At 72.2% G+C, this 23,522-nt stretch carries 20 protein-coding genes; 9 read left to right on the top strand and 11 right to left on the bottom strand.

Annotation, left to right across the window (positions count from 1 at the left end; translation table 11 throughout):
• Positions 1 to 96 precede the first annotated feature (96 nt).
• The 3 genes from QBL25_RS33170 to QBL25_RS33160 all read right to left on the bottom strand — a co-directional run bounded on the left by QBL25_RS33170 (position 97) and on the right by QBL25_RS33160 (position 2,234).
• Positions 97 to 1,014 carry a class I SAM-dependent methyltransferase gene (locus QBL25_RS33170; RefSeq protein WP_409060631.1) on the bottom strand — a complete coding sequence of 306 codons (918 nt, stop codon included), beginning with the start codon at positions 1,012 to 1,014 and terminating at the stop codon, positions 97 to 99.
• 167 nt (positions 1,015 to 1,181) lie between these two features.
• Positions 1,182 to 1,922 carry a class I SAM-dependent methyltransferase gene (locus tag QBL25_RS33165; protein WP_409060630.1) on the bottom strand — a complete coding sequence of 247 codons (741 nt, stop codon included), beginning with the start codon at positions 1,920 to 1,922 and terminating at the stop codon, positions 1,182 to 1,184.
• Positions 1,923 to 1,928: 6 nt separating this feature from the next.
• Entirely contained in the window at positions 1,929 to 2,234 is a 306-nt protein-coding gene (locus tag QBL25_RS33160) for a 4a-hydroxytetrahydrobiopterin dehydratase (RefSeq protein ID WP_409060629.1), read from the bottom strand.
• A 172-nt stretch (positions 2,235 to 2,406) separates the two neighbouring features.
• On the opposite strand from QBL25_RS33160, the gene QBL25_RS33155 reads away from it, so the two are divergent.
• A complete protein-coding gene (locus QBL25_RS33155) occupies positions 2,407 to 3,225 on the top strand; it encodes a helix-turn-helix domain-containing protein (protein WP_409060628.1) in 819 nt (272 codons plus the stop codon).
• A gap of 16 nt (positions 3,226 to 3,241) precedes the next feature.
• Complete coding sequence (locus QBL25_RS33150) at positions 3,242 to 3,679, top strand: winged helix-turn-helix transcriptional regulator (protein WP_409060627.1); 438 nt, start codon at positions 3,242 to 3,244, stop codon at positions 3,677 to 3,679.
• A gap of 74 nt (positions 3,680 to 3,753) precedes the next feature.
• On the opposite strand, the gene QBL25_RS33145 is transcribed toward QBL25_RS33150, so the two are convergent.
• Complete coding sequence (locus QBL25_RS33145; protein ID WP_409060626.1) at positions 3,754 to 4,179, bottom strand: hypothetical protein; 426 nt, start codon at positions 4,177 to 4,179, stop codon at positions 3,754 to 3,756.
• A gap of 236 nt (positions 4,180 to 4,415) precedes the next feature.
• On the opposite strand from QBL25_RS33145, the gene QBL25_RS33140 reads away from it, so the two are divergent.
• The 4 genes from QBL25_RS33140 to narI are packed head-to-tail and all read left to right on the top strand — an operon-like array spanning position 4,416 to position 11,025.
• Entirely contained in the window at positions 4,416 to 8,099 is a 3,684-nt protein-coding gene (locus QBL25_RS33140) for a nitrate reductase subunit alpha (protein WP_409060625.1), read from the top strand.
• Positions 8,100 to 8,132: 33 nt separating this feature from the next.
• Positions 8,133 to 9,737: a nitrate reductase subunit beta gene (gene narH, locus QBL25_RS33135; protein WP_409060624.1), complete on the top strand. Its 1,605-nt coding sequence runs from the start codon at positions 8,133 to 8,135 to the stop codon at positions 9,735 to 9,737.
• On the top strand, positions 9,734 to 10,303 hold the full coding sequence (narJ, locus tag QBL25_RS33130; RefSeq protein ID WP_409060623.1) for a nitrate reductase molybdenum cofactor assembly chaperone: 570 nt from the start codon (positions 9,734 to 9,736) through the stop codon (positions 10,301 to 10,303). The genes narH and narJ overlap by 4 nt, the downstream gene beginning before the upstream one ends.
• Positions 10,303 to 11,025, top strand: a complete 723-nt coding sequence (narI, locus tag QBL25_RS33125) for a respiratory nitrate reductase subunit gamma (protein WP_409060622.1) — start codon at positions 10,303 to 10,305, stop codon at positions 11,023 to 11,025. Before narJ ends, narI begins: the two co-directional genes overlap by 1 nt.
• Positions 11,026 to 11,068: 43 nt before the next feature.
• Here the strand turns inward: narI and dnaK are convergent, their stop codons facing one another.
• Both dnaK and QBL25_RS33115 read right to left on the bottom strand, forming a co-directional pair.
• Positions 11,069 to 12,976 (bottom strand): molecular chaperone DnaK, encoded by a 1,908-nt coding sequence (dnaK, locus tag QBL25_RS33120; protein ID WP_409060621.1) that lies wholly within the window; start codon positions 12,974 to 12,976, stop codon positions 11,069 to 11,071.
• A 148-nt stretch (positions 12,977 to 13,124) separates the two neighbouring features.
• On the bottom strand, positions 13,125 to 13,550 hold the full coding sequence (locus QBL25_RS33115) for an OsmC family protein (protein ID WP_409060620.1): 426 nt from the start codon (positions 13,548 to 13,550) through the stop codon (positions 13,125 to 13,127).
• 225 nt (positions 13,551 to 13,775) lie between these two features.
• Between QBL25_RS33115 and QBL25_RS33110 the strand changes: the two genes are divergently transcribed.
• Entirely contained in the window at positions 13,776 to 15,410 is a 1,635-nt protein-coding gene (locus QBL25_RS33110) for a DUF6345 domain-containing protein (protein WP_409060619.1), read from the top strand.
• A 15-nt stretch (positions 15,411 to 15,425) separates the two neighbouring features.
• On the opposite strand, the gene QBL25_RS33105 is transcribed toward QBL25_RS33110, so the two are convergent.
• The 3 genes from QBL25_RS33105 to QBL25_RS33095 form a co-directional block, all read right to left on the bottom strand.
• Positions 15,426 to 16,826 (bottom strand): amino acid permease, encoded by a 1,401-nt coding sequence (locus QBL25_RS33105; RefSeq protein ID WP_409060618.1) that lies wholly within the window; start codon positions 16,824 to 16,826, stop codon positions 15,426 to 15,428.
• A gap of 82 nt (positions 16,827 to 16,908) precedes the next feature.
• Positions 16,909 to 19,056, bottom strand: coding sequence for a phage holin family protein (locus QBL25_RS33100; RefSeq protein ID WP_409060617.1), 2,148 nt, complete (start codon positions 19,054 to 19,056; stop codon positions 16,909 to 16,911).
• Between the two features lie 76 nt (positions 19,057 to 19,132).
• Positions 19,133 to 19,537: a hypothetical protein gene (locus QBL25_RS33095; protein ID WP_409062860.1), complete on the bottom strand. Its 405-nt coding sequence runs from the start codon at positions 19,535 to 19,537 to the stop codon at positions 19,133 to 19,135.
• Positions 19,538 to 19,654: 117 nt separating this feature from the next.
• Here QBL25_RS33095 and QBL25_RS33090 point away from each other — a divergent pair, with 117 nt between their 5' ends.
• Positions 19,655 to 20,443 carry an MBL fold metallo-hydrolase gene (locus QBL25_RS33090; RefSeq protein WP_409060616.1) on the top strand — a complete coding sequence of 263 codons (789 nt, stop codon included), beginning with the start codon at positions 19,655 to 19,657 and terminating at the stop codon, positions 20,441 to 20,443.
• Positions 20,440 to 21,057: a DedA family protein gene (locus QBL25_RS33085; RefSeq protein WP_409060615.1), complete on the top strand. Its 618-nt coding sequence runs from the start codon at positions 20,440 to 20,442 to the stop codon at positions 21,055 to 21,057. The genes QBL25_RS33090 and QBL25_RS33085 overlap by 4 nt, the downstream gene beginning before the upstream one ends.
• Here QBL25_RS33085 and QBL25_RS33080 read toward each other — a convergent pair.
• Both QBL25_RS33080 and QBL25_RS33075 read right to left on the bottom strand, forming a co-directional pair.
• Positions 21,008 to 22,195, bottom strand: coding sequence for an MBL fold metallo-hydrolase (locus QBL25_RS33080; protein ID WP_409060614.1), 1,188 nt, complete (start codon positions 22,193 to 22,195; stop codon positions 21,008 to 21,010). The genes QBL25_RS33085 and QBL25_RS33080 overlap by 50 nt on opposite strands.
• Positions 22,192 to 23,439 (bottom strand): aminotransferase class I/II-fold pyridoxal phosphate-dependent enzyme, encoded by a 1,248-nt coding sequence (locus tag QBL25_RS33075; protein ID WP_409060613.1) that lies wholly within the window; start codon positions 23,437 to 23,439, stop codon positions 22,192 to 22,194. The genes QBL25_RS33080 and QBL25_RS33075 overlap by 4 nt, the downstream gene beginning before the upstream one ends.
• Positions 23,440 to 23,522: the final 83 nt, after the last annotated feature.

The following is a 23,522-nucleotide window of genomic DNA, read 5'->3' as shown; positions in this document are numbered from 1 at the left end:
TCTCCCCTCCGCTGGCCTGATCGACCTCGCCTAAAAGGTAACGTCAACAGCGCTTACGGCCATCGGTGTTGGGCAGATCCGCCAGCGGGAAGCGGCTCAGGCCTTGAGGCCCGTGTGTACCGTCTGGGCCGACAGCAGGAACACGTCCGGCCTGTGGTGCAGGCTCTGGGGGTCGGAATCGTCCAGGAGGCGGTCCAGCGTGGCCAGGTCTTCGGGGGTCAGGGTTTCGTCGTGCATCTCGCGGCGGCGGGCCAGCTCCGAGATGATCTGGGCGCGGGCCGTGGCGGAGACGGGGGCCGGGATGTCCAGGAGGAACGTGCGGGTGCCCGCGTGGCGCAGGCCCGCCTCGGTGAGGAGCGTGGGCCAGTCCTCCGTGACCGCCTTCGCGCCCGGCAGGTCCGCGCGCATCCGGGTGAACCACTGGTCGTCCGCCAGGTCGAGGCGGGTCTGGAGGCCCGGCCTGCCGAAGCCGATGTCGCGGGGCAGGATGCGCTGGTTCAGGCCGCCTTCCAGGAGCGCGATCGCGCCGCCCGGTGCCAGGCGTTCCGCGAGGGCGGCCAGCGCTTGCTCCTGATCGCCGACGTGGTGCAGCGCCCGGCCGATCCACAGGAGGTCCGCGGGCGGCAGTGCGCCGATGCCCTCCGGGAGTTCCGCCCGGAGCGTGCCGATCCTGTCCGTCAGGCCCTCGCGGGCCGCCCGCTCCCGGGCGCGTTCCAGGAGGGGCTCCGCCGGGTCCACCGCGAGCACCTCGGCCTTGGGGAAGATCTCGGCGAGGAGGAAGGAGACGGACCCCGAGCCGCTGCCCACGTCCGCGATCAGCGCGGGCTCCGGCTGCCAGGTGTGCAGCCAGGCGGCGATCTCTCGGTTCTGCGGGGCGGCCAGCTCCGCGTTCCGCTCCAGCATCGGGCCCATGGTGGCCCAGTCGATGTCCCCGTGGTGGTGACCGTGGGAGTGGCCGTGCGTGTCTCCGTGCGTGGGGCCGTGCTGGTGGTCGTGCCGCTGGTCGTGAGCCATCTTCTGCCGCCGCCTTCTCATGTCGGGAAAGAGGTTCGCTCGTGTGAGGTACGAGCGGGCTTCAGACTGCGCCGCCTTCTCTTTGCTTGCCAGCTGCCTTGCGGTTTCGGCAAACGCGACCGCCGTCTGCCGCCCCCGTCCGCCCGGAGCCCCCAGCCGCCGTGCCGCTACGCCGCCGCCCCACGGAACGACCGGAGCGTGAAGCTCGGGTCCGGGCGGGGCTCCTCCTGGTCCGGCAGGGACGCGAGGCGCCCCTCGATGCGTGTCGCCAACGGGCTGCCCGGCGGGATCTGCGTGAACCAGCCCCGGTGGAGGTCCGCGACCGTGGAGCGGGGCGAGCGGCCCTGGCCATGGCCCCGGAAGCGGGCCTCTCCGGCCGGGGCCAGGCCCTGGGCCGCCGCGTACGCCTCGACCGCCTGCCCGCGGTCGGCCGCGGGGCGCACCGGGCGCGGCGCGAGCACGGCGTCGATGTCGCTGCCCACGTCGTGCGCGGCGGCCTTGTCGACCGTCGTGACGAAGACTCCGCCGGGCCGCAGCACCCGGGCGCACTCGGCGACGACCGCCGCCGCCTCGCCGGCGCCGGACAGCAGGTGGAGCAGCCACACCGTGCACACCGCGTCGAACGAGGCGTCGGGGAAGGGGAGACTGCGGCTGTCGCCGAGGACGACGGCTCCCGGCAGGCGCCCCGCCGCCCTGCGCGCCATGTTGTGCGCCGCGTCCACTCCGGTCACCCGCAGGCCCGCCCCGGCGAGGCACCTGGTCACCAGGCCCGTGCCGCAGGCGACGTCCAGGAGGGTGCGGGTGTCCGGCGGCAGGAGGCCGCGGACCGCGTCGGCGGCGGCCCGGGCGCGCGGCTCTCCGCCGCGTGACGCGTCGTACCGGTCGGCTTCTTTGCCGTAGTCCAGCATCCCCGCTCAGACCGCCCCGTGCCCGACCGCCGACTCCTCGACGCGGCCCGCGAGTTCGAAGTCGAGTGCGGTGAGGGCGCCGCCCACGCTGTGCGTGTTCACCGAGAGGGAGACGGTGTTGTAGCCGAGCGTCAGCTCGGAGTGGTGGTCCAGGTCCTCCTGGATCTGCGCGATGTGGACGACCATCGCGGTGGCGGCGAAGTGCGAGCCGAGCCGGAAGGAGCGGGTGATCCGGTCGCCGTCGAGCGACCAGCCGGGCAGCTCGGCGAGCCGCTCCTCCACGTCCTTCTGGGACAGCGGTTCGACTGCCATGACTCGCCCCTTCCTCTCCGCACGCCGTGCGGGCGGTGTACAGGTGAATGAACGTGTGCTCACGCGCGTCCCTCAGACTGCCACATCGGCCCCCGCGAGGCCCCTGATCAGGCCGTCGACCGGCCATGGGCCGACCCGTCGGATCGCGAACGTCTTCGATTACTGTCTGGGTATGACAACTGCCGTGTCCACCAAGGGAAGCACCGGCGTCGGCCCCCTCCTGCGCGGCTGGCGCGAGCGGCGCAAGGTCAGCCAGCTCGAACTGGCCCTGCGCGCCGACTCGTCGGCGCGGCACATCAGCTTCATCGAGACCGGCAGGTCACGCCCGAGCGAGGAGATCGTGCTGCGCCTGGCCGAACACCTCGACGTACCCGTGCGGGACCGCAACTCGCTGCTTCTGGCGGCGGGGTACGCACCCCGCTTCCGGGAGACCCCCATGGACGACCCCGCCATGGGCACCCTGCGCGAGGGCCTCGAACAGCTCCTGCGCGGTTACGAGCCCTACCCCGCCCTGGTCGTCGACGCGACGTACGACGTGGTCGCCGCGAACCAGGGCATCGCGATGATCCTGGACGGCGTCGCCGAGCACCTCCTGAAGCCGCCGCTGAACGCCATGCGGCTCACGCTCCATCCGGAGGGCCTTGCCCCCAAGATCCGCAATCTGCGCGAGTGGCGGGGGCATCTGCTGCACCAGATGGAGCGGCAGATCGCGCTCCAGCGGTCGGAGGGGCTGCGCGCGGTGTACGAGGAGGTGGCGGCCTATCCGGTGGCGGACCCCGGCACCGACGTGTTCGAGCCCGGCGGTTCGCAGAGCGGTGTGCCCTACTTCGCGCTGCCCCTGCGCATCGAGCACGACGGGCACCTGCTCTCCTTCATCTCGTCGATCTCGACCTTCAACACCCCCATGGACGTGACGGTCGCCGAACTGGCCGTCGAGACGCTCCTGCCGGCCGATCCGGCGACGGTCAAGTACCTCCAGTCGGCGTCCTAGGGGCCGGGGCAACTCCATGCGAACGAACCAGGCCGACGGCCACACCGCCGGCGCCGAAGACGCCACCGCCGACGCCGACCTCACACGCGCCGACTCCCTGGCCCGCGAGATCTTCTCGGGCGTGGCCAACAAGTGGGCGCTGCTGATCATCAACGCCCTGGCCGACCGGACGCTGCGCTTCACCGAGCTGCGGACCGCGGTGGACGGCATCAGCCACAAGATGCTGACCCAGACCCTGCGCGGCCTCGAACGGGACGGCCTCGTGCACCGGACGGTGTACCCCACCGTGCCGCCCCGCGTCGAGTACCGCCTGACCGAGGCGGGCGAGGGGCTGCTCGCCACGGTCGACGGCATGTGCGCCTGGACGCACCGGTACCTCACGGAGATCGAGGCCGCCCGCAGCCGCTTCGACGCCCGCGGCACCGAGCCCCCCGCGCCCGACCACCGGGCCTGACTCCGCGGCACCGAGCCCCCGCCCCCGACGACCGGACCTAGCTCCGCCGCACCGAGCCCCGCCGACGACCGGGCCTAGCTCCGAAGTGCCCGCAGCGCCGCGTACTGGAGGGCGGCGAAGCCGCCGACGGTGGCGGCCTGGAGCGGGATCCACACCGCCCCGGCCGTGCTCGGCGCCAGCCAGGCGAACAGGGCCACGACACTGAGCACCGCCCAGACCGCGTTCGCCTCGATCACCGCGCGGACGGCGAGCGCGGGCGGGCTCTTGCGCGCGGCGAGCCAGCCGACGCCCACGCCGTACAGCGTGAGGAAGACCCCCAGGCCGAGCAGGAGCCCCGCGTCGACGCCGAGGAAGCGTCCGAGCGGGCCCGAGGCGGCGGCGTACGCCAGCCCGTTCCCGCTGGTCACGACCGCGTCGAGGGCGAGGAAGCGGCGCAGCATCGTCTTCGGGTCGTTCGTGCGGGCCAGTGCGGTGAGCGGGTGTGCGGAGTACGTCGACATGGGCTCAGGCCTCCGGGCGAGGTAAGGGAAAGGGGGCCGGATCCGGGCCGGAGTGCGCCGGACCGGATCCGGTACGACCACCCTGCCGGGACCGCGGCCGGGGGTCGATTACCCCGGAGGTAAGGAACACCGCCCCGGAGTGCCGCGAGCCCCGCAACCCGTACGGCGGTCGCCGCCGTGTGCCGCTGTCGCACCGCACCTAAGTTCGTTGAAAGGCAGACCTAGGGAGCTCAAGGGTGACAGAGACGACCGAGCCCGGCGCCGCGCTGCTGCGCGCGGGAAAGTTCTTCCGCCGCGGCACCGCCGCCCCCGACCTGCACAGCATCGGACTCGTCGGCGGCCGGGACGCGGACGCCTTCTACCGGGACCGGTGGAGCCACGACAAGGTCGTGAACTCGACGCACGGCGTGAACTGCACGGGATCCTGCCGCTGGAAGGTGTACGTCAAGGACGGCATCATCACCTGGGAGACCCAGCAGACCGACTACCCCTCGGTCGGCCCCGACCGCCCCGAGTACGAGCCGCGCGGCTGCCCGCGCGGCGCCGCGTTCTCCTGGTACACGTACTCGCCGACCCGGGTGCGCTACCCGTATCTGCGGGGCGTGCTCCTGGAGATGTACCGGGAGGCGAAGTCCCGGCTGCGGGACCCGGTCCTGGCCTGGGCGGACATCCAGGGCGACCCCGAGCGGCGCCGCAGGTACCAGCAGGCGCGCGGCAAGGGCGGCCTGGTGCGGGCGACGTGGGACGAGGCCGTCGAGATCATCGCGGCGGCGCACGTCCACACCATCAAGACGCACGGCCCCGACCGCGTCGCCGGGTTCTCGCCGATCCCCGCGATGTCGATGGTGTCGCACGCGGCGGGCGCCCGCTTCATGTCGCTGATCGGCGCGCCCATGCTGTCGTTCTACGACTGGTACGCCGACCTGCCGGTCGCCTCGCCGCAGGTGTTCGGCGACCAGACCGACGTACCGGAGTCGGGTGACTGGTGGGACGCGGCGTATCTGATGATGTGGGGTTCGAACGTCCCGGTGACCAGGACGCCGGACGCGCACTGGATGGCGGAGGCGCGCTATCGCGGCCAGAAGGTCGTGGCGGTCTCGCCGGACTACGCGGACAACACGAAGTTCGCCGACGAGTGGCTGCACCCGCACCCCGGCACGGACGGCGCGCTGGCCATCGCGATGGGCCACGTCATCCTCAAGGAGTTCTTCGTCGACCGGCGGACGGACTTCTTCACCGACTACGTGCGCAAGTTCACCGACCTGCCGTTCCTGGTGACGCTGACCGAGCGCGACGGCGCGTACGTCCCCTCGAAGTTCCTGCGCGCCACCGACCTCGGCCAGAGCGGTGAGGGCGGCGACTGGAAGACGGCGGTCCTGGACGAGAACACCGGCCGGCCGGCCGTGCCGAACGGCTCGCTCGGCTTCCGCTGGACCGAGTCCGGCAAGGGCAAGTGGAACCTGGAGCTCGGCAATATCGAGCCGCAGCTCTCCCTGCACGGCTCCGAGGTCGCCTCGGGCGTCGAGGTGCTCCTCCCCCGCTTCGACACCGAGGGCGGCACGCACGGCCAGGGCCGCGGGGAGATCGTCCGCCGCGGAGTGCCCGCCACACGGCTCGGCGGCCAGGACGGACCGCTCGTCACGACGGTCTTCGACCTGCTGCTGGCGCAGTACGGCGTCGGCCGCGAGGGCCTCCCGGGCGACTGGCCCGCTTCGTACGAGGACGCCGACGCGCCCGGCACCCCCGCCTGGCAGGAGGCGCACACCTCGGTCCCGGCCGCGAAGGCGGTGAAGATCGCGCGGGAGTTCGCGCGGACCGCCGAGAAGTCGCGCGGGCGCTGCATGATCCTCATGGGGGCGGGGACCAACCACTGGTTCCACTCCGAGACCATCTACCGCGCTTTCCTCGCGCTGCTCCAGCTGACCGGCTGCCAGGGCCGCAACGGCGGCGGATGGGCGCACTACGTGGGGCAGGAGAAGTGCCGCCCGGCGACCGGCTGGGCGACGCTGGCCAGCGCCAACGACTGGAGCAGGCCGCCGCGACAGATGATCGGCGCCGCCTACTGGTTCCTGAACACCGACCAGTGGCGCTACGACAAGTTCGCGGCGGACGTGCTCGCCTCACCGCTGGGCGAGGGGCGCTTCACGGGGATGACGGGCGCGGACTGCCTGGCCCTCTCGGCGCGCACCGGCTGGATGCCCTCGTACCCGACCTTCGACCGCAACTCCCTGGTTCTCGGCGAGACGTCGGACGACCCGGTGGCCAACGTCGTCGACGAGCTCAAGGCGGGCACGCTCAACTTCGCCTGCGAGGACCCGGACGCCCCGGAGAACTGGCCGCGCGTCCTGACCCTGTGGCGGGCCAACCTCCTTGGCTCGTCCGCGAAGGGCGCGGAGTACTTCACCAAGCACCTGCTCGGCACGCACTCCTCGCTGCGGGCACAGGAGGCGTCGCCCGACGAGCGGCCCTCCACGGTGACGTGGCGGGACGAGGCGCCCGAGGGCAAGCTCGACCTGCTCGTCTCGCTCGACTTCCGGCAGACGTCCTCGACGCTGCTCTCGGACGTGGTGCTGCCCGCGGCGACCTGGTACGAGAAGCACGACCTGTCCTCCACAGACATGCACCCCTACGTGCACTCCTTCACCCCCGCGGTCGACCCGCCCTGGCAGGCCCGCACCGACTTCGACGCGTTCAAGGCGATCGCGGACCGGCTCAGCGAGCTGTCGGTGGACCATCTCGGTGTGCGCAAGGACGTCGTCGCCACCGCGCTCCAGCACGACACCCCCGGCGAGACCGCGCAGCCCGGCGGTGTCGTCCTGGACTGGCGCAAGGGCGAGTGCGAGGCGATCCCGGGCAAGACCATGCCGGGCCTGACGGTGGTGGAGCGGGACTACACGGCGATCGGCGCGAAGTTCGCGGCGCTCGGCCCGCTGGCGGAACAGCTGGGCCTGCCCGCCAAGGGCATCGCCCTGCGGCCCGATCAGGAGGTCGACGAGCTGCGCGAGCGCAACGGCGTCGTGCGCGGCGGCCCCGCCGACGGACGCCCCGCCCTGGACACGGCCGTCAAGGCGGCGAACACCATCCTGGCCCTGTCCGGCACGACCAACGGCCGTCTCGCCACGCAGGGCTTCCACACCCTGGAGGAGCGCACCGGCCAGGAGATGGCGCATCTGGCCGCCGAGCACGAGGGCAAGCGCGTCACGTACGCCGACACGCAGGCGGCGCCCGTCCCCGTGATCACCTCGCCCGAGTGGTCGGGCAGCGAGTCGGGCGGCCGGCGCTACACGGCGTTCACGCTCAACACCGAGCACCTGAAGCCCTGGCACACCCTCACCGGACGCCAGCACTTCTTCCTCGACCACGACTGGATCCACGAGCTGGGCGAGGCGATGCCCGTCTACCGGCCGCCCCTGGACATGAACCGCCTGTTCGGGGAGCCACGGCTCGGCCCGGACGGCGAGAAGGAGGTGACGGTCCGCTATCTCACCCCGCACAACAAGTGGTCCATCCACTCCGAGTACCAGGACAACCTCTTCATGCTGTCGCTCTCCCGGGGCGGGCAGTGCATCTGGATGGCGCCGCAGGACGCGGACGCGATCGGCGTGAAGGACAACGACTGGATCGAGGCGGTCAACCGCAACGGCGTGGTCGTGGCGCGCGCGGTCGTCTCGCACCGGATGCCGGCCGGCACGGTCTTCATGCACCACGCGCAGGAGCGCACGGTGAACGTCCCCAAGGCGGAGACCACCGGCAGGCGCGGCGGCATCCACAACTCGCTGACCCGTCTGATCCTCAAGCCGTCCCATCTCATCGGCGGTTACGCCCAGCTGTCGTGGGCCTTCAACTACCTGGGCCCGACGGGCAACCAGCGCGACGAGGTGACGGTCATCCGCCGCCGCTCGCAGAAGGTGGAGTACTAGATGCCCCGTGCCTCAGTTCCCCAAAGACGCGTGATGGCACAGATCGCGATGGTCATGAACCTCGACAAGTGCATCGGCTGCCACACCTGCTCGGTCACCTGCAAGCAGGCGTGGACCAACCGCGACGGCATGGAGTACGTCTGGTTCAACAACGTCGAGACCCGGCCGGGTCAGGGCTATCCGCGCCGCTACGAGGACCAGGAGAAGTGGAAGGGCGGCTGGGAGCTGAACAAGCGCGGCGCCCTGAAGCTCAAGAACGGCGGGCGGATCAAGGCCCTCCTGGAGATCTTCTCCAACCCCAAGCTGCCGGAGATCAAGGACTACTACGAGCCCTGGACCTACGAGTACAAGAACCTCACCGACGCCCCGCTGGGCGACGACTACCCGGTGGCCGAGCCGCGCTCGCTGATCAGCGGCAAGCCCATGAAGATCGAGTGGTCCTCGAACTGGGACGACAACCTGGGCGGCGCGACGGAGTACGGCGACCTCGACCCGATGGTGGCCAAGACCCGCGAGAAGGCCGCCGAGAAGGTGAAGTTCGCCTTCGAGCAGACCTTCATGTTCTATCTGCCGCGGATCTGCGAGCACTGCTTGAACCCGTCGTGCGTGGCCTCGTGCCCGTCGGGGGCGATGTACAAGCGCGAGGAGGACGGCATCGTCCTGGTCGACCAGGACAGCTGCCGGGGCTGGCGCAAGTGCGTGACGGGCTGCCCGTACAAGAAGGTCTACTTCAACCACCGCACCGGCAAGGCCGAGAAGTGCACGATGTGCTACCCGCGCCTTGAGGTGGGGCTGCCCACCGTCTGCTCGGAGACGTGCGTGGGCCGCCTGCGCTACCTCGGCGTGATCCTGTACGACCCCGACAAGGTGACCGAGGCCGCGTCGGTCAAGGACGACAAGGCGCTGTACGAGGCGCAGTTGGGGGTGTTCCTCGATCCGGAGGACCCCGAGGTGCGGCGCGACGCCGAGCGGGCGGGGATCGGCCACGACTGGGTCGAGGCGGCCCGCCGCTCCCCCGTGCACGCGCTGATCAGCAAGTACAAGGTGGCGCTCCCGCTGCATCCGGAGTACCGCACGATGCCCATGGTCTGGTACATCCCGCCGCTCTCCCCGGTCGTGGACGCGCTGAGCGAGACCGGGCACGACGGCGAGGACCTGGACAACCTCTTCGGCGCGATCGACACCCTGCGCATCCCGCTGGAGTACCTGGCGGAGATCTTCACGGCGGGCGACATGGGGCCCGTGCGGTCCTCGCTGGAGAAGCTGGCGGCGATGCGGGCGCACATGCGGGCCATCAACCTCGGTGACCGGCCCGACCGTTCGGTGGCCGAGGCGGTGGGCATGTCCGGTCAGGAGATCGAGGAGATGTACCGGCTGCTGGCGATCGCCAAGTACGAGGACCGCTATGTGATCCCGACCGCCGCCGTCGGTGACGCGCAGCGCCTGGAGGAGTCGGCGCTGCCGGACTCGTGCAGCCTCGACTACGAGGACGGTCCCGGAATGGGCGGCGACGGCCCCTTCGGCCAGGACTCGGGCCGCAAGCAGCTGCCGCTGGTGACCATCGAGAACTTCCACGCGCTGCGGGACCGGCAGACCGCCGACGAACAGCCCTCCGCCTCCGAGAAGGACACCCTGTGAGCGACCACGCCGTGCTGTACCAGGCAGCCGCGCACTGCCTGTCCTATCCGGACCAGGAGTTCCGCGAACGGCTGCCGCTGCTGACGGCCGCGGCGCCGGATCTGGGCGGATTCCTGGCGCACGCGACGGCCGCCGATCCGTCCGAACTGGCCGCGCACTACGTCCAGGTCTTCGACTTCAAGAACCGCCACAGCCTCTACCTGAGCTGGTGGCGCGACGGCGACACGCGGCGGCGCGGGATGGCGCTGGTCCGCTTCAAGGAGGTCTACCGGGAGCACGGCCTGGAGTTCACCGGCGAGGAGCTGCCGGACTTCCTGCCCGCGGTCCTGGAGTTCTCCGCGCACGCCGGGCCCGTCCTGCTCCAGGAGCACCGGGCGGGCATCGAGCTGCTGCGCCTCGCCCTCACCGACTTCGGCACGCCCTACGCGGCCGTCCTGGAGGCGGTGTGCGCGACGCTGCCGGGGCCCTCGCCCAAGGACCGGGCCGAGGCGCAGGCGCTGGCGCGCTCCGGTCCCCCGCGGGAGGACGTCGGCCTGGAACCCTTCGCGATGATCGGGGAGCACTGATGAGAACGCTGCTCTGGGGCGTCCTGCCGTACGTGGCTTTCGTCCTCCTCGTGGCGGGGCTGCTGTGGCGCTACCGCTACGACAAGTTCGGCTGGACGACGCGCTCTTCGCAGGTGTACGAGTCCAAGCTCCTGAACATCGCGTCGCCGATGTTCCACTACGGGATCCTGTTCGTCCTCGTCGGACACCTGGTGGGGCTCTTCCTGCCGGAGTCGTGGACGGACAAGGTGGGCCTGAAGGAGCACACGTACCACCTGTTCTCCCTGTACGGCGGCACGGCGGCCGGCGTCCTGCTGGTCCTGGGCATCCTGCTGCTGCTCTACCGGCGGCGCACGAACGCGCCGGTGTTCCGGGCGACGACCGCCAACGACAAGCTGATGTACCTGGTGCTGTTCGCGGCGATCGTGCTCGGCATGGTGGCCAAGCTGACGCACGCGTCGGGCGACGGCTACAACTACCGCGAGTCGATCGCCCCCTGGTCGCGGAGCCTGTTCACGCTCCAGCCGGACACGGACCTGATGGCGGGGGTGCCCGTCATGTACCAGATCCACGCGGTGGTGGGGATGCTGCTGTTCGCGCTGATCCCGTTCACGCGCCTGGTGCACATGTTCAGCGCGCCGGTGCAGTACCTCTTCCGCCCGTACGTGGTCTACCGGAGCAAGGACCCGCGCCGGGTCGGACCGCGTCCGGAGCGGCGGGGCTGGGAGAAGACGGGGTCCTGACCCCTCGGGACCCCGGTCCCCCAGCCCGCCACGGGGCCGAGGCCTAGCCTTCGGCCCCTTTCTCCTTGCGCTGCTCCCCCGGCTTCTCGTCGTCGACGATCTCCGCGTCCACCACGTCGTCGCCGGACGCTGAACCAGGGGCGCCCTGGTCGTGGGCTCCCTGGTCGTGGACGCCCTCGCCGGACTGCGCGCCCTCGCCGGCCGCCGCGTACATGGCCTGGCCCATCCGCTGGCTCACGGCCGCCAGCTTCTCCGCGCCCGCGCGCAGGGCCGCCGTGTCGTCGGCCTTGTCCTTCAGGAGGTCCTTCACCTCCTTGGCCGCCGCCTCCACCTCGGTCCTGGTGTCCGCGGGGATCCGCTCCTCGTTCTCGCGCAGGAACCGCTCGGTCTGGTAGACGAGTTGCTCGGCCTGGTTGCGGGTCTCCGCCGCGTCGCGCCGCTTGCGGTCCTCCTCGGCGTGCTCCTCGGCCTCGCGCACCATGCGGTTGATGTCGTCCTTGGGCAGCGCCGAACCGCCGGTCACCGTCATGCGCTGCTCGCGTCCCGTCGCCTCGTCCTTGGCGGAGACGTGCATGATGCCGTTGGCGTCGATGTCGAAGGTGACCTCGATCTTGGGCACGCCGCGCGGCGCGGGAGGCAGCCCGGTGAGGTCGAAGACACCGAGCTTCTTGTTGTACGCGGCGATCTCCCGCTCGCCCTGGAAGACCTGGATGCCCACCGAGGGCTGGTTGTCCTCGGCGGTCGAGAACGTCTCCGAACGCCGGGTGGGGATCGTGGTGTTGCGTTCGATGAGCTTGGTCATGATGCCGCCCTTGGTCTCGATGCCCAGGGACAGCGGGGTCACGTCCAGGAGCAGGACGTCCTTGACGTCGCCCCTGATCACACCGGCCTGGAGCGCCGCGCCGAGCGCCACGACCTCGTCCGGGTTGACGCCCTTGTGCGGGTCCTTGCCGGTCAGCTCCCTGACCAGCTCGGTCACCGCGGGCATCCGGGTCGAGCCGCCCACCAGGATCACGTGGTCGACGGCCGACAGCTTGATGCCCGCGTCCTTCACCGCCTGGTGGAAGGGGCCGCGGCAGCGCTCCAGCAAGTCGGCCGTCAGCTCCTGGAACTGGGCACGGGTCAGCTTCTCCGCCAGGTGCAGGGGGCCTTCGGCCGACGCCGTGACGTACGGCAGGTTGATGTCGGTCTCGCTCGACGACGACAGTTCGATCTTGGCCTTCTCGGCGGCCTCCCGCAGCCGCTGCACGGCCATCTTGTCCTTGCCGAGGTCCACCCCGTGACCGTTCTTGAACTGCCGCACGAGGTACTCGACGATGCGCTGGTCCCAGTCGTCGCCGCCCAGCTGCGTGTCGCCGTTGGTGGCCTTGACCTCGATGACGCCCTCGCCCATCTCCAGGAGCGACACGTCGAAGGTGCCGCCGCCGAGGTCGAAGACGAGCACCGTCTGGTCGTCGCCCTTGTCGAGGCCGTACGCGAGGGCGGCGGCCGTCGGCTCGTTGATGATGCGCAGGACGTTCAGGCCCGCGATCTCGCCGGCCTCCTTGGTGGCCTGGCGCTGGGTGTCGTCGAAGTAGGCGGGGACGGTGACGACCGCGTCCGTGACGTCCTCGCCCAGATAGGACTCCGCGTCACGCTTGAGCTTCTGCAGGACGCGGGCGGACAGCTCCTGGGCGGTGTAACGGGTGCCGTCCACGGAGCCGTTCTCGGGAAAGCGCCAACTCCCGTCGCCCATGTGCCGCTTGACGGAGCGTGCGGTGCGCTCCACGTTGGTGACCGCCTGCCGCTTGGCGACCTCCCCGACGAGGACGTCGCCGTTCTTGGCGAAGGCGATGACCGAGGGCGTGGTGCGCGCCCCCTCCGCGTTGGCGACGACCGTGGGATCGCCGCCCTCCAGGACGGCCACCACCGAGTTCGTCGTACCGAGGTCGATCCCGACTGCACGTGCCATGTCCAGTCCCCTTCCACCACGAGCCCGTTTCTCGGCGTACTTCGACCTCCATCACAAAACTTGAGCGGCTTGTTGTCAATGCCGCCCATGACCGTGCCGCCGCCCCCACGGGGCGGCGGCACGGCCTGAAACGGCGAAAAGCGGTGCGTCAGGCCAGCTTGGCCGTCAGCGTGATCGTCGTGCCCGTCAGCGCCTGGCTCACCGGGCAGTTCGCCTTGGCGTCCTCGGCGGCCGAGGTGAACGCGGCCTCGTCGAGACCCGGCACCGTGCCCTCGACGGTGAGGTGGATGCCGGTGATGCCGGTGCCCGGCTGGAAGGTCACGTCGGCGGAGGTCGTCAGCCGGGTGGGCAGGGTGCCCGCACCGGTCAGGCCGTGCGAGAGCGCCATGGAGAAGCAGCTGGAGTGCGCGGCGGCGATCAGCTCTTCGGGGCTGGTCTTGCCGTTGGCCTGCTCGGCGCGCGAGGGCCAGGACACGGCCTGCTCGGGGATGCCGGAGGAGTCGAAGGTGACGGTTCCCGAGCCCTCCGTCAGAGAGCCTTCCCAGACCGTGTGCGCGGAGCGCGTGGTAGCCACGATGTAGATCCCTTCAGTGCGGTTCCGTGATGCGTCGCGGAACGTCCGTGCGCCCATCCGATCACATCCCGGCGGCCGGGCCGGGAAACCCGGGGTGTCTGAGGCGCCACGTCAGTCCCGGTACGTGGCCGCTATGGCCGAAATGCCAACTGTGCAAGGCGCGTCCACGGTGACACTTTGAGGCCCCCTCGCACGGGACGAGGAGATCACTCAGGGGGTTTGGCCATGCGCATGAACTACACGGACCGCGGTCCCTCCCCGCTGGAAGGGGCCAAGCCGCAAGCCGCGGGTGACCGCGACTCGACGTTCGGCTGGTGGGGCGCCTTCAGCATCCAGAAGTTCGTCAACCAGTCGCCCCTCTTCCACACCCACGCCGACGCCACCGGCTGGCTGGCGTACCTCCAGCAGTTCTACGACCGCAACTTCTGGTTCGCGGACGGCGGGGCCCAGGTCTGGGCGTACGAGGAGACGTACGACAACTGGCAGGACCGCTACGGCATGGACGCGGTGGTCGCCGTCTACCACTCGGGCCACGGCGGCATGGACGGCAACGGGGTCTTCTTCGCCCCGCTGGGCGCGGTCTGGGACGGCCGCAGCGACGCCGTGTCCAACCGGATGGCGCTGGGCAACGAGAAGGCCAACTACATCTTCTGGTCCACCTGCACCTCGCTGCGGGTCCTGGGCGGCCACTCCCCCATCCGCACCTGGGCGGGGCCCAACATCGGCTTCCGCATGATCTTCGGCTTCGAGACCGTCAGCATCGACAGCCCCGACTACGGCAAGAAGTTCTGGGAGAAGTGGCGGGCCGGGCAGACGTTCACCGACGCGTGGCTGAACGCCAGCTGGGACATCTACAAGGGCCAGGCGCCCTCGGTCGCCGCGGTGGGCGCCAACCAGGCCGAGGCCACGGCACGACTCAACGGCGAGCGCACCCTCTACCGCGAGCACGTGCCGGACAACTGGTACGCGTGGCGCTGGTACTACGCGCGCGACAGCCTCCGGGAGCCGATGACGCAGGCGCCGGCCAGCCCGCAGATCGTGCAGCTGGCCCCCCGCGATCCGGGCCAGGAGCTCACGAGGGCCGCCCGCATCGCCGACTTCCCGTCGGCGGCGCTGCAAGAGGTGCAGGTCGAGCGGCAGGGCGTGCTCAGCGCCACCTCCGGCGACCGGATCGTCTCCACGGCTCCGCACGCGATCCGGTGGGTCAAGCTCGCCGAGGCCAACCACCGCAACCTGCGGCGGCTGTCCACGGAGCAGGCGGTCGAGGCGGCCCGCGCGTTCGCCGAGCAGCACGCCGACGGCGCCGAACTGGTGGTGGACGGCGTGCACGACCTGATGCAGAACTCCGGGGCGAAGGACGGCTCCGAACTCGGCGAGCCGGTGTCCCTGGAGACCCATGTGACGTTCCGGCAGGTCTTCGACGGCATCCCCGTCATCACGCCGGACCGCGGCATCATCCGGGTGGCCCTGGACAACGACGCGACCGTCGTCCAGGCGCACATCGCCACGCGCGAGACCACCGGCACGACGCGCGAGCCGAGCACCGACGTCTCGCCGCCGCCCGAGGGCGCGTCGGCGACGGTGGGCGCCCCTGGGGCACGCGACCCGCGCGAGGCCCTGGCGGCGGCCCAGCGCCGGCTGCTCGCCGAGCTCGCCGCCGTCACGGCCGACGAACAGGACGGCCGGGGCGCGGCGGAGCAGCGGGAGCCCGAGGTCAGGGACGTGCCGGGCACCTTCGAGGTCGGCTATGAGATCGAGGGCAACGAGGCCTACCCGGCCGCGCGCAAGCTCATCGAGATCGGCTCGCAGGACGGCATGTTCGTGACCCGCCGCTGGGTGGTCGCACCGCTGGCCAGGTAGCCGGATCCCGGCCGGTCAGTGGGTGGCGGTCCGCGCCTTGCGGGCCGCCATCCACGCGTAGACGAGTACACCCGCGAAGAGGAACAGGACGCCCTGGTAGACGGCCGCGTACCCGGATCCGGCGACCAGCCACATGGAGAAGCCGAACGCGAGGCCCGCGAGGACGCCGTCCCGCGCCAGCCGGGCCCGGTCGACGCGCTCGCCCTGCCCGGAGACCAGGAAGTGGATCTGGGCGGCGGTCGCCAGGAGGTAGGGCACGGTCGCGGTGAACGTGGTGATCAGGACGAGGGACTCGAAGACGGCGCCCGAGCCCGCCGCGTAGTTGTAGACGGTGAGCAGCGAGGCCAGGACGACGGTGACCAGGACGCCCACGGTCGGCACGCCGCGCTGCTTCTTGCCGAAGGCAGTGGGGAAGAGCCCGTCCTTGGCGGCGGCGTACGGCGTCTGGGCGCTCAGCAGGGTCCAGCCGTTGAGGGCGCCGACCATCGAGACGAGCGCGGCGAGCGCCACCGCCGTGCCGCCCCAGGAGCCGCCGAACATGGCGTTGACGGCGTCCGAGAACGGCGCGGTGGAGCCGACCAGCTTGTCGTGGGCGACGGTGCCGAAGACGGCGAGGGTGCCGAGCAGGTAGACGAGGGCGGCGCCGAGGGTGCCCAGGAGGGTGGCGCGTCCGACGTTGCGGCGCGGGTCACGCACCTCACCGGCGCTGACGGCGGCCGATTCCACGCCCAGGTAGGAGAAGAGCAGGATCGCGGCGGACGCGGAGATCGCACCGGCCGCGCTGTCGTCGCCGGCCCGGAACGGCCCGAGGTTGGCGCTGTCGAAGAAGAACAGCCCGCCGATCGCGACCAGGAGCAGCGGCAGGAACTTCAGCACGGTGGCGACGAGTTGGACCGCGCCGACGTAGCGGGTGCCCGCGAGGTTCGCGAGGGCCGGCAGGAGCTGGAGGGCGAGGGCGGCCAGGCAGGCGGTCCACCGGTGCTCGCCGACCGGCAGGAGGACGTCGAGGTAGCCGACGGCGGCGACGGCCAGCGCGGCGTTGGACACCCAGGTGGTGGCCCAGTAGGACCACGCCGCGAGGAAGCCGGCGAAGTCGCCGAAGGCCTCACGCGCGTAGACGTACGGTCCGCCGGTGCGCGGGTCGCGCTGCGCGAGCCGTCCGAAGACCAGCGCGAGGGCGATCGCGCCCGCGGTCAGGACGCCGAACGCGACGAGGCTGATGGTCCCGAAGGGGGCGACGGAGGCCGGGAGCAGGAAGATGCCGCCGCCGATGATGTTGCCCATGACGAGGCAGGTGGCGATCGGGAGACCGAAGCGGCGGGCGTGCTTGCTGCCCGGCTCCTGGTGGTGCTCGGTCCGTCGTTCTTCCTGGTCGGGGGCCGGAGCCGGCGGGATCGCGGTTCCGGTGTCGTGCATGGGGTGGTGCCTCTCATCGTGCCGGACGCCCGGGATCGCCGGGGCGTAAGACATGGTCGGGCACGACGGGAACCGTACAAAATCAGTGTGCTTTGTCCTGCGCGGCCGGGTCGGCGGCCGTAAAAGCTGTGCCGTCAGCGTCCTCGTCCCGGGAATCGTCCGCGGCCGTCGTGGCCCCTCCCACCAGCGGAATCTCCGGTCCCTGGTACTCGCCGAGCCAGCGCCGGAGCACCTCGTGGACCCACTCGGCGCCGACGAGTTCCTCCTCGTCGCCGACCGGCGGCGAGAGCACGAGGGGCGACAGGAGGAACGGGTGGGACTGGGCGCCGCCGAGTCCGCCGTGCGAGCCGATCTGCTCCTCGAAGGCGAGGACTTCGCCCTCCTGGGGGTCGTACCAGGAGTTGACCATGATGTCGGCGACGTGCGGGAAGCCGTCGGTGCGGCGCACGGCCTCGGCGGCGCCGGGCCCGAAGTCGGCGAGCGGCCCGAGGTCGGCGGGATCCTCGTCGAGGTACACCTCGCTGCCGCGGGCACCGAGGACGACCGGGCCGCGCTCCTGACTGCGGACGAGGAGGAAGCCGATGCCCGGGTGGTTGGCGAGGGTGGGCAGCAGCGCCGGGTGGCGCCGGTCCATCTCCTCGCGGGTCATGCGGTGCGGCACGTCGGGGAAGGAGACGAGGCCGAGGTTTCCGGAGGCCAGCACGATGGGCTCCGCGCGGCGGGCCGGGCGGTGTTCTCCCGCGCCCTCCTCGACGGGGCGGCGCAGCGCGGCGCGGACCGTCGAGCGGGCCTCGGCGCCGCTGTGGGTGCGCTGCGCCTTGCGCGGCACGGGCAGGCCGCAGCCGGCCCTGACGAGGTTGGTGAGGGTCAGGCCGTAGCGGGCGTGGAAGGTCTCGCCGGGGCTCTGGCCGTGGTCGGAGAGGACCACGATGCGGTAGGCGCGGGGGGCGTGCTCGGCGACCTTCGCGATCAGCGCGAGGGACCGGTCGAGCCGCTGGAGCACCTTCTCCGTGTCGCTGCCCGTGGGCCCCGAGTGGTGGGCCACTTCGTCGTACGCGACGAGGTCGGCGTAGACCGCGGCGCGTCCGGCGAGCATGTCGCCGATGACCGCGGCGACGACCACGTCGCGCTCCACGACGGTCGCGAAGGCCCGGATGAAGGGGTAGAGCCCGCCCCGGCCGACGCGCGGGCGCCGTCTGCGGATCCGCGCGCGGGTCGACTCGCCGATCTCGCGGCCGACTTCGGCGACGAAGGACAGTGCGGTGCGGACGGCGTTGGCGGGGTCGGAGAAGTAGGCGAAGTACCCGGCGCGCGAGCGGTTGTCCTTGCCGCGGCGGGCGGCCATGGAGAGCACCAGGGCGATCTGCTCGGCGCCGCCGCTGAAGAGGTTGCCGCGGCTCGCCCCGTCGAGGGTCAGGAGGCCGCCGTCGCCGGTGCGTTCGATGGCGCGGCGCTGGAGCTCCACGGCCGACGCGGGGCGGTTGGAGACCATGACCTCGCCGGTGTCCTTCTCGTACCAGCGGAAGGCGGGGACGTCGTGGTTGGAGCCGTGCAGGATGCCGAGCTGGCTCGCGCCGGTCTGGCTCGACCAGTCGGTGCGCCACCGGGTGATCCGGTGGGTCGGGGCGCCGTCCCCGCCGAGCCACAGCGCCAGGGTCGGCATGAGCCCCTTGTCGACCGCGGTGAGCAGGACGTCGTGGCCGACGCCGTCGAGCTGGATGAAGACCGTGCCGGGCGGCACGGGGCCCACCCGGCCCTCGGCGAGGTGGCGGCGTCTGCGGTCGGCGAGGCGGTAGAGGCGGCGGCGGTAGGCGTCGTCGTCACGGACGGCGAGGGCACCGCCGGTGGCCGAGGCGACGGCGGACATGACGGCGGCGACGACGACCGCGGTCTCGGCGTTGGCCTCGCCCCGGCCGTCGGGGATCAGGCTGAGGGCGAGCAGGAGCAGCGACCCGTTGAGGAAGAAGGCGAGCAGCCCGAGCACGAGCGCGGGCACCAGCAGCAGTGCCCGCACGAGCAGCGGCCACACCAGCGAGGAGAGCAGTCCGAAGGCGCCGGCGCCGAGGGCGGCGGTGCTCGCGATGCGGGTGGCGCTGTCGCCGTTGTCCGACTGGAGCTGGAAGTCGGGCAGGATGCCGGCCAGGGCGAGCATGGTGAGCGTGCTGACCAGCCATACGGCGACCGATCTCCACAGCGCGCTGCCGAGCGCCCGCCATCGTTCTCGCCCCACGCCGCGCCGCCTCACGTTTCATGACAGATCAGGACACCAGCGTGTCACAGGGTCGGGGGCCCGGTGGGCCCCAGGGTCAGCGGCCGTCGTACCCCGCGGTCGGCATCGAGAGCCTCCGGTGGACGTGGGCCTTCATCACCGCGTCGTACGAGGGTTCGGCGAGGCCCGCCGTCTCGATCCGCACCCCGCGTCGCCCGCACTCCGCGGTGAACTCGTCCGGCGCGCGCAGCGCCCGGTCAAGGACCCGGCGGCTCGGCACGACGAAGAGGTCCACGAGACCCTCCTCCACGTCGGCCCAGAACACGGCGTGGTCGGCGGGCAGCCCGCGCACGACGAGCTCCCGCGTGACGACGTACCCCCGGGCGGCGGCCCAGCGCGCGCACATCTCGTGCTGGCTGCGGGAGTCGACCAGGAAAGGGTCGGCGTCCAGCTCCTCCAGCGGTGTCAGGCTGGCGATCGCGGCGACCCGCACCACTGTCACGCTTGCGGCGTCTGCCATCGTGTCCCCCTCACCTCTGGCGTCCTCACCACGGGCGTCAGCCGAAGACCCTACTCCTGGCCTTAGGGTCGTAGACAGTCGCGCGAAGGAGGAACCGGAGTGCCGGTGGAGATCACCTGGTGGGGTCATGCCACCTGCACGGTCGAGGATTCGGGGCTGCGGGTGCTCACCGACCCGCTGTTCGCCCGCCGGCTCGCCCATCTGCGCCGGCGCAGGGGCGCGCTCCCGCCGCCCGAGGCGGCCGTGGCCGACGTCGTGCTCCTGTCCCATCTGCACGCCGACCACCTGCACCTGCCCTCCCTCGCACGGATCGCGCCCGGCACCCGGGTGCTCCTGCCGCGCGGCGCCCGCCGGCAGGTGCCGGGCCTCGCGCGCAGGCTCGCCCGGCTGGACCTCGTCGAGGTCGTGCCGGGGGACGAGGTGCGGATCGGCGACCTCGCCGTCCGCGTGGTGACAGCGCGGCACGACGGGCGGCGGCTGCCCGTGGGGCCGCACGCCGCGCCCGCTCTCGGCTTCGTGGTGTCGGGCGAGGCGCGGACGTACTTCGCCGGGGACACCGGGCTGTTCGACTCGATGGCGGACGAGGTCGGGGACGTCGACGTGGCGCTGCTGCCGGTCGGCGGCTGGGGGCCGTATCTCGGCCATGGTCACCTCGACGCGGCGCGCGCCGCGGTGGCCCTGGCCCGGCTCGCGCCGCGCAGCGCGGTGCCGGTGCACTACGGGACGTACTGGCCGGTCGGCATGGACGCCGTACGGCCGCATGAATTCCACACGCCGGGCGAGGAGTTCGTGCGCCAGGCGGCGCGCGTCGCGCCCGAGGTGGCCGTGCACCGCCTGGGGCACGGCGAGAGCGTCCGGCCGGAGGTCACCAAGGGAGACCCTCAGTGATCCTCGCCCTGACGGCCCAGGTGACCCCTGCGTCGACCCAGCAGGCCGTCGGCTACCCGTCGTTGTTCCTGCTCATCGTGGTCGGCGCGCTGGTGCCGGTGGTGCCGACGGGCGCGCTGGTCAGCTCGGCCGCGGTGGTGGCCTTCCATCAGGAGGCGCCCCTCGCGCTGCTCGTGGTCTTCGCGATCGCGTCGTTCGCCGCGTTCCTCGGGGACATGGCGCTGTACTGGCTCGGGCGCCGGGGCATGCACTCGAAGAACGGCTCTCGCTGGCTCGCGGCGCTCCGTGACCGCGCGCCCGAGGAGCGGCTCGCGCAGGCGCAGGAGAAACTCGCCGATCACGGCGTGCTCGTCCTGGTGCTGTCCCGGCTCGTGCCCGCCGGGCGTATCCCGGTGATGCTGGCGTGCCTGATGGCGAAGATGCCGCTGCGGGAGTTCGCCCGCGGCGACGTGCCGGCGTGCCTCGCCTGGGCCGTGACGTACCAGCTGATCGGCATCCTCGGCGGCTCCCTCTTCCCGGAGCCGTGGCAGGGCGTGCTGGTGGCGGTCGCGCTGACGGTGGTGATCAGCGTGGCGCCGACGGTGTGGCGGAAGGTCCGGCACACGGAGTCGTAGGTTCCGCGGCCCGGACGAGGACGCGCGAGGCGCCGACCGGCAGGTCCCACAGGTCCTCGCGGGGCCGCCCCGCCTGTTCCCACGCCGCGCGCACCCGGGTCAGCGGTTCCAGGACCGGCTCGCCCGACAGCAGGAACGTGCCCCAGTGCATCGGGGCGAGGCGCCGGGCCCCGACGTCGGCCGCCGCCCGGACCGCCTCCTCCGGATCGCAGTGCACGTCGCTGAGCCACCACCGCGGGTGGTAGGCGCCGATCGGCAGGAGGGCGAGGTCGATGCCGGGGTAGCGGGCGCCGATCCGCTCGAACCAGTGGCCGTAGCCCGTGTCGCCCGCGAAGTAGACGCGCTGCCCTTCGCCGTCGGTGAGGATCCAGCCGCCCCACAGCGTCCGGCAGGTGTCGACGAGGCTCCGCTTGGACCAGTGGTGGGCGGGCACGAAGTCCAGGCGCACCCCGCCCAGTTCGGCGTTCTCCCACCAGTCGAGCTCGGTGACCCGGGAGAACCGGCGGCGCGCGAACCAGCGGCCGAGGCCCGCGGGCACGAACACCGGTGTGTCCCTGGGGAGCCGGGCGAGGGTCGGGGCGTCCAGGTGGTCGTAGTGGTTGTGGCTGATGACGACCGCGTCGATGCGCGGCAGCGCGCTCCAGGCCACGCCCGGGGGCGTGACGCGGGCCGGGGTGCCGAGGATCTTGCGGGACCAGACGGGGTCGGTGAGGACGGTGAGACCGCCGATCCGCACGATCCAGCCGGCGTGGCCGACCCAGGTGACGGCGACCGTGCGGGTGTCCACGCGCGGCAGCGGGCCGGGGGCGAAGGGCAGCCGCCGGATGTCGGCGAGGCCTTCGGGAGTGGGCCGCAGGGCGCCCTCGCGGGCGAACCGCGCGAAGGCGCGCAGGCCGGGCAGCGGGGCGGTGAGCCGGTCGGCGAACGACTTCGGCCAGCGGCGGGGTGCGCCGGGGGTGACGGGGGCGGCTTTGCCGGGGCCGGCTTCTCCGGGGCCGGCTTTCCCGGGGCCGGCTTTCCCGGGCGTGGCGCGGGCCGGCGGGCTGTCCGGCTCCGTCCGCCCCGTCCGCCACGTCGCCTCATGCTGTTCGTGCGAGTGCTGTTCCTGAGTGTGCTGCGTGTGCGTCTGTCGCGTCACCGAGGAGGCTCCATTCGCCGTGCTGCTGCGCGGAGATCGTCGAAGGCCGATCGAAGCATGCTCAACGCCCGTTCCACGTGGGGCAATTCCAGCGCGTCCGGCGCGGTGAGAGACGCGAGGCGCTCCTGCCGGGTTGATCCGAGCAGGGATCCGGTGGACAGGCGTACGCGCAGCGCCCCCAGCTCGTCTCCGAACCGGTGGCCCCCGGGTGCGGGCATCGCCAGGCGTTCGCCGAGGAAGTCCTCCAGGTCCTGCGCGTCGCCGACCCCGCGCCCGGCGAGGGCCGGGCGCAGCGGGCCGAGGTCCACGTACAGGTGGCGGCCCGCCGCCGGGGGCCGGGCCAGCGCACCCGCCGCGAGCACCGCGCGCCGGGCGGCGGCGGCCACGCGCGCGTGCACGCGGGTCGCGCCGACGAGGCGCTCGGTGATCTCGTCCGGCTCCCCCAGGGCGTACGAGGCCGCGGCGCCGACCGGCTCCGCCAGGCAGGCGCCGAGCGCGGTGAGGACGTCCAGGGTGCGGGCCCGCAGCGCCGCTCCCCGCGCCCCGGCCGGGAACCGGGCGACCGCGGCGGGCCAGCCCGGCGGCAGGAACGGTCCGGAGAGATCGGTCAGGACCGTCACCCGTCCGGGGTCCATCTCGGCGGGGCCGACGAGCACGGTGTCGTGCGGCCGGTGCAGGGTGTCGCGCCAGGTCTCGTCGCTGACGATGTGCAGCCCCTCGTCCGCGGCGGCCTCCACGGCCTCGTGCAGGACTTCCGGCGGCGGCACGGTGGCAGTCGGGTCGTCGGCGACGGAGAGCACGAGGAGGCGCGGGGTGCCGCCCTCGGCACGGATGCGCCGGACGGTCTCCATGAGGGCGTACGGATCGGGGACGCCGCCGCACTCGGCGGGCGTCGGCACGTGGTACACCGACCGGCCGAGCAGCCGGGCCTGCGGAGCCCACCAGGCGGGGCAGGGACGAGGGAGCAGCACGTCACCGCCACCGAGGGCGGCGGTCAGCGCGAGCAGCAGGGGTGCGGCGCCGGGAGCGGCGACGACCTGGCCGCGCTCGGCCGGCAGACCGCGCCGGGCCCAGTAGCCGCCAGCGGCGTCCAAGAGGGCGGGGCTGCCGCCGGGCGGCTCGGCGTGGGGGCGGCCCGCGGCACCGGCGAGCACGGCGGCCAGCTCGGGCAGGACGGGCAGGCCCGGCTCCGGCAGGGGAGGTCCGTACCGGACAGGGCCACGGCCTTCGGGTTCCGTCCGCATGCACCCATCGAAACGCGACGGGCCGCTCCGCGCGCGCGGAGGCCTCCGGCCGAGTGGTTCATCTCCACGGATACCCGGGCCAC

Source organism: Streptomyces sp. SYP-A7185 (genome assembly GCF_046103685.1).
GTDB lineage: Bacteria > Actinomycetota > Actinomycetes > Streptomycetales > Streptomycetaceae > Streptomyces.
Note: the sequence above shows the minus strand (reverse complement) of the source record. Positions and strands in the feature narration are given on the sequence as shown.